The 6,231-nt window shown below is 37.4% G+C and carries 5 protein-coding genes; 4 read left to right on the forward strand and 1 reads right to left on the reverse strand.

The features are described from left to right. Positions 1 to 80 precede the first annotated feature (80 nt). Positions 81 to 1,253: an N-acetylglucosamine-6-phosphate deacetylase gene (gene nagA / locus AC3DU7_RS21735; RefSeq protein WP_488041390.1), complete on the reverse strand. Its 1,173-nt coding sequence runs from the start codon at positions 1,251 to 1,253 to the stop codon at positions 81 to 83. A 449-nt stretch (positions 1,254 to 1,702) separates the two neighbouring features. On the opposite strand from nagA, the gene AC3DU7_RS21740 reads away from it, so the two are divergent. The 4 genes from AC3DU7_RS21740 (at position 1,703) to AC3DU7_RS21755 (ending at position 6,190) form a co-directional block, all read left to right on the forward strand. Next, complete coding sequence (locus AC3DU7_RS21740) at positions 1,703 to 2,401, forward strand: chromophore lyase CpcT/CpeT (RefSeq protein WP_488041391.1); 699 nt, start codon at positions 1,703 to 1,705, stop codon at positions 2,399 to 2,401. A 653-nt stretch (positions 2,402 to 3,054) separates the two neighbouring features. Then, a complete protein-coding gene (gene purE, locus AC3DU7_RS21745; protein ID WP_488041392.1) occupies positions 3,055 to 3,570 on the forward strand; it encodes a 5-(carboxyamino)imidazole ribonucleotide mutase in 516 nt (171 codons plus the stop codon). Positions 3,571 to 3,757: 187 nt separating this feature from the next. After that, complete coding sequence (locus AC3DU7_RS21750; RefSeq protein ID WP_488041393.1) at positions 3,758 to 5,212, forward strand: ammonium transporter; 1,455 nt, start codon at positions 3,758 to 3,760, stop codon at positions 5,210 to 5,212. 111 nt (positions 5,213 to 5,323) lie between these two features. Further along, a complete protein-coding gene (locus AC3DU7_RS21755) occupies positions 5,324 to 6,190 on the forward strand; it encodes an SGNH/GDSL hydrolase family protein (protein ID WP_488041394.1) in 867 nt (288 codons plus the stop codon). The last annotated feature ends 41 nt before the right edge of the window (positions 6,191 to 6,231 follow it).

The raw sequence follows: 6,231 nt of genomic DNA on the forward strand, positions 1-6,231 counted from the left end.
CCCTACTCCCCTACTCCCCCGCTCCCCTACTCCTTAAAAAAGACTTTTTCAGCAAGCCCTAAATATTTTTGGAGCCTTGCTCAAATTCTCGTTACAAAAATAACTTCTGACTTCTTACTTCTGAATTCTGACTTCGTTACCCTCCATCTCAATAAATTTTTCCCTGACTTACCAATAATTTCACTATCTATTCCTAATGCCTTCCGAGGTGCAATAGTAGCTAAATAAATTCCCGTTTCAATATCACAAATTCCCCATTTAACTAAATTATTAACCCCAACTAATAAAGGTAAAGTTGTTCCTGATAAAGTTCCATCTTTTAATCTTGCCGTACCATTTTTAACTTCTATTTCTCTAGTATCCCAAGGATAAATTCCATCAGGTAATCCCAAGGGTGCTAAAGCATCACTAACTAAAAATATTCCCTGTTGATATTGACTCGCTTTCAACAAAATTTCTATCATTGTTGAACAGATGTGCTGACCATCAGCAATTAAACCACACATAACGTCAGAATTTGTAATTGCTGCTCCTAATAAACCAGGTTTTCGATGATGTAAACTCGGCATCGCATTAAAAGCATGAGTTACCATTGAAGCTCCCAATTTAAAAGCTTTTTCTGCTTGATTTGTTGTGGCTTGAGAATGCCCTAAACTAACAGTAATTCCTAGATTTTTTAAATAGGGAATGACTGTTTCTGTGGGGTCTAATTCTGGAGCTAAAGTAATGATTTTAACTATCTCAGCATACTCTCCCAAAACTTCTTTGACATTTTGGAGCGTTAATGGTAGTAAATATTCTAATGGATGAGCGCCTCGTTTTTCTGGATTTAGAAAAGGACCCTCTAAATGAACACCCCAAATTTTTGCCATTTCTGAGTCTTGAGGTTGTGAGACCAAATTGTGGAAGACTTGGAGCGATCGCTGAATATTATCTATAGAAGTTGTGACAATAGTGGGTAAAAAAGCATCTATTCCTTGTTGCCATAAATATTGACAAATTTCCTGTATTTTAGTAGCAGAATTTGCATCTACTTCAGGAAAAGCCAAACCCAAAGCACCATTAATTTGTAAATCAAACCCACCTAGAGAAACCCAATCTTGTTGAACATCAATAGTGTCAGATGTGGTAGGCAAAAGTTTCTCTGTTTGAGAGATAATTTCTTTAATATTGCCAGTAGAGTCGATTAAAATCTGCTGTAGATTTTGATAACCAGGAATTTTAGCGTTAATAATTCTAGTAGTTAAATTCACAAGCTTAAATTTTATTTAAGAAGGTGGTAGGTGTTCAACAATTAATAATTAATAATTAGGGCTTGCTGATTAAATATCAAACCCTTGACTGATATTGGTAAGTGCCTTTTTTTCTCGAAAAAAGTGCAAGCTTTTCGGTCGATCAAGCTCAAAAAGCTAGTATTTTTAGATGATTATGGCAGAACAATCTTGGGGATTTTTTTACAACTACCTCCTCTATAATTTCAATTTCTCATGTCTCCTAACTCTACCAACATACTTTATTCAGCAAACCCTAATTACTTCTCCTTTAAAACAAAAAATTTTATTGTTTCTCTTCTAAACGAGAGATTTTAAACCTTAATTATTTAGTATATGAATAAAAATTATATTTAGGAAAATCATGATAATTGATGTTATAGTAGGTAGCAATTCAAGAAAAAAATTTTGATAAAAATAAGTGTGAAAAAATGCAGATAAATCAACTTAAATATTGTACTTTAAGCGCTCTAGTTTTAAGTTTTGCATTTGCTCAAAAAAGTCATGCTGCAACTTTATTTCAAGTGGAACAGGTCTCACAATGGTTTACTGGCTTATTCGATAATACTAAACAAGTTGTCAATAGTCCAATGATTCCTCCGATTACAATGTCAAATTGTCCGGTTAAACTTATTGGCAATGACCTGATGGAAAATACAGAAACTGTTTATTTAGAACAAACAACAGGAGGATTTCCTTTTCGGGTCCGCTTGTATTCTTTTTTTAGTAATGATAATTCTCAAGTTACTATTAATATTAGTCGTTTCCTCAACGAAACTTCCTTATTTGGTTTATGCGATCGCCCTCGTTCTGAACAAGTTATTAATGCGGTCAATTTAGATAATTTTAACTGTGAAGTAAACCTTTCTTTTGTTTCTAATAGTTATGTAGGGACTAACGAACCAGAAGGTTGTTCGACAACTTTTCCTGGGGGTAAGGTTATTTCTGATATAGTGATTAAGCCTAATAGTATTGACTCTTTAGATCGTATTTTTGATGGTAATGGTAATCTATTATTTGGTACACCTATAACCTTTAATCGAATTGAAACAGTTCCTGAACCTTCAATATTATTGGGATTATTTGTATTAAGTGGTTTAGGGTTAGGAACAGCCTCCAAACATGATTAAAAAAATCTGATTTATGAGAATTTCGTAACCTAATTCTTTTTAAGGGAGTGGGGGAGTGGATAGGAAAGTTGCATGCAACTACAGGCAGTGAACCTACCCCTCCCAGGAGGGGAAGTAAACATAATAATTAATGTGTTCCTCGGGTGCTAATTATCAAAACAGTGATAAGGCTAGTGTTAATTACTTAATAATTGAAGTGCTACCTAAGTTGAATATTAATCTATTGTAGTTACGTATAATGCAATAAATAATTAGGGTTTGCTGAAAAAGTATGAGTGGTAAAGAGAGGAGTCAGGAGACAGGAGAAATAGGAATTTACAAGAGGTAGGAGTAAGAATTGTACCTTAATTTTTCTGCCCAAATCTTGACCAAAATCCGCTAATTTTTGAATTATTACCACTTAAAACCTCGAACTTTTTGGTACTTAAAAAGTATAAAACCTTTATCTATAAAGACTTTTAGATTTAATCAGCAAGCCCTAATTAATTAAGGTTTAGGATGATAGAAAACTTAATGATTGTCCTGCTCACTAACGTGTAAAGATATACATTTTTGAATTTTCCCCCTAGCTCCCCTAGCTCCCCTACTCCCTTACTCCCCATCTACCCTACCTTCGCTATACAATACCGATGCTACAGAACATGATATGAAATATGAACTCAATCATCGGAATTATTATGGGCAGTGACTCAGACTTGCCCACAATGAAAGAAGCGATCGCTATATGTGAGGAATTTGAAGTCCCCTCAGAAGTTGCCATTGTCTCAGCTCACCGCACGCCCCAGAGAATGTTTGAATATGCCCAAACCGCTCATCAAAGAGGATTAAAAGTCATAATTGCCGGAGCAGGTGGGGCAGCACATTTACCAGGCATGGTCGCATCTTTAACGCCACTCCCCGTAATTGGTGTCCCCGTACAAACCCGAACATTGCAAGGTATTGACTCCTTATACTCTATAGTGCAAATGCCAGGAGGAATACCAGTGGCCACAGTAGCGATCGGCAATGCTAAAAATGCTGGTTTGTTAGCCATTCAGATATTAGCATCCCACCAACCAGAACTATTAGAGCGAGTCCAAAAATATCGTCAGACCTTAGCCGAATCAGTAATGAACAAACAAAATAGACTAGAGGAAATTGGATATCAGGAATATTTAACACAAATTTAATTAAATTGCAAACATTTGAGAGCAAAAATCTGGCAAATAATTGGTATTCTAAACAGGCAGAGACTTTTGTGAAAAGACTCAAGCAGCTATTGCTACTAAATCAAATAAAAGTAGCAAGAGACACAGAATATCTATACAAGAATTTGGTGCGCTATTTTCAATTGTAAACTATTAATTAGTTCTCACAATGACATCTAAAGTAAAGTTCAAGAACAATAGAATAAAAAAGAGACAGTCATTATCAGCAAGATATAGCAGTTTCTTAGAACCGACAGCACTAATAAACAGGTTACGTCGGACAAGATGGTTTACCCCGGCGACATTAGCCTGTATACCTCTAGTATTCGTAATTATTGCCTTATGGGCAGGAGCTGCCACAGCTCAAGACCAAGAATTAACCCCAGAGTATGTCAAAGGGGTATTAGATTCAATATGGATTTTGGTAGCTTCAATATTTGTGATTTTTATGAATGCTGGTTTCGGAATGTTAGAAACTGGCTTTTGTCGTCATAAAAATGCAGTTAATATCTTAGCAAAAAACCTAATTGTATTTGCTCTAGCTACATTAGTTTATTGGGCTATAGGATTTTCCATAATGTTTGCCGGAGACCATCCCTTCATTGGTGGAGGTGGTTTTTTCCTCACTGGGGAAGCAACTACCTACGGACTAGATCCATTTCCCTCTGGTTTACCATTGCCTGTATTTTTTCTATTCCAAGCAGCTTTTGCTGCTACTGCAGCCACCATTGTTTCTGGCGCTGTAGCTGAAAGGATTGAATTTAGTGCCTTTTTATTCTTTAGCTTGCTAATCACAGGTATTTCATACCCAATTACCGGACATTGGATCTGGGGTGGTGGTTGGCTAGCTGAAATGGGCTTCGGTGATTTTGCTGGTTCAACAGCAGTCCACTCAGTCGGTGGCTGGGCAGCACTGGTAGGAGCATATATTTTAGGGCCAAGGATGGGCAAATATGATGAGAATGACCAACCGAGGGCTATTCCTGGTCATAATATGGGTTTTGCTACCTTGGGTTGTTTAATTCTTTGGATAGGCTGGTTTGGTTTTAACCCTGGCTCAGAGCTAGCAGCAAACGAAAATGTGGCTTATATAGCTGTAACCACAAACTTAGCAGCAGCAGCAGGGGGAGCTACTGCAACTATTACATCTTGGCTCAAAGATACTAAGCCAGACCTATCAATGATTATTAACGGTGTTTTAGCTGGACTAGTAGGTATTACAGCAGGCTGTAATGGCGTATCTTATTTAGAGGCAGTAGTTATAGGTGCTGTTGCTGGCATCATTGTTGTATTTTCTGTGCCCTTGTTTGACAAGTTGAAAGTTGATGACCCAGTAGGTGCAACATCAGTTCACTTAGTCTGTGGAATCTGGGGTACTTTAGCCGTTGGTATTTTTGTTGAAGGTGCTGATATCGTGGTTCAGGCCATAGGTATTATCTCAGTAGGATTGTTTACAGTGATTATGAGTACTATCTTCTGGCTGGCTTTGAAAGCTACTACAGGTATTCGTGTCCATGCGGAACAAGAATTTGAAGGCTTGGATATTGCCGAACATGGTATGGAAGCTTATACAGGGTTTATGAAAGAACCTGATGCCCTTGGTACTGGTATTCCACATAAATAAAATGGATATCAATCGAGGTCTGCAAAAACACTAATAGGAAAATTCTGGGTAAAATAGCCATAGCCATGAATCAGTTACTTCAGTATAGGAGACTAATTTAATTCAGCTACGGTGTTTACTTTATCTAAAAATGTTCCAACTTGGGCTTGGTGTTCTTTAGCTATTAACGGGCTACTGTTATTAACAGTGGCCACCTTAGTTATGAGTGACGACTATCAATTGTCAGAAGACCCTCAAGCAAATGCTACAACAAACTATGTTCCTGATAGGATTAGAACTAATAAACCAAGTCCACTATTTGGAGAAGCGAGGAAAGAGCTTCTGGCTATTGGCAGAAGTCATAAATGGACTTATGAACAATGGGTAGAGCAGTTACAACGAGAGGCGATCGCTGCAGCTAAAAATCGCCCCGATCGTTTAACTGTTATGGTTGGAGATTCTTTGAGCCTTTGGTTTCCATCGCAACTTCTACCTGGAGATAGAACCTGGTTAAATCAAGGAATTTCTGGAGAAACTTCGTCTGGCCTATTGAAACGACTTTATTTATTCGATAGTACGAGGCCAGAAACAATTTTTGTGATGATTGGTATTAATGATTTAATTCATGGTGTAGATAGCCAAGAAGTTATAAAAAATCAAAAAATAATTATTCGCCAATTACGATATATTCATCCTGGCACTCAAATAGTTATCCAATCTATATTACCCCATAGTGGGGAGTCAGCTACCTGGGAAGGTCGCGACTATCTTTTACAGCTACCTAATAGTCGCATCAGAAGAATAAATCGTAGCCTCAAAGCCTTGGCTGATGCTGAGGGAGCGTTTTTTTTAAATCTTCATCCACTATTTACAGACTCTCAAGGTTTTCTCCGAAGTGACTTTAGTACTGATGGTCTTCATCTAAATGAGAATGGTTATCAAATTTGGAGTACGGCTATCCAAATGTATAGCAACATGATATTGGAAGAACCGCAGTAGGGGAGTGGGGGAGTGGGGGAGTAGGGGAGTGGGGGAGTAGG

It is taken from the genome of Okeania sp. (genome assembly GCF_983059655.1).

Excerpts from the sequence above, each read along its gene's own strand:
- AC3DU7_RS21740 (WP_488041391.1), top strand. The coding sequence starts at position 1,703 with ATGCAGATAAATCAACTTAAATATTGTACTTTAAGCGCTCTAGTTTTA.
- purE (WP_488041392.1), top strand. The coding sequence starts at position 3,055 with ATGAACTCAATCATCGGAATTATTATGGGCAGTGACTCAGACTTGCCC.
- AC3DU7_RS21750 (WP_488041393.1), top strand. The coding sequence starts at position 3,758 with ATGACATCTAAAGTAAAGTTCAAGAACAATAGAATAAAAAAGAGACAG.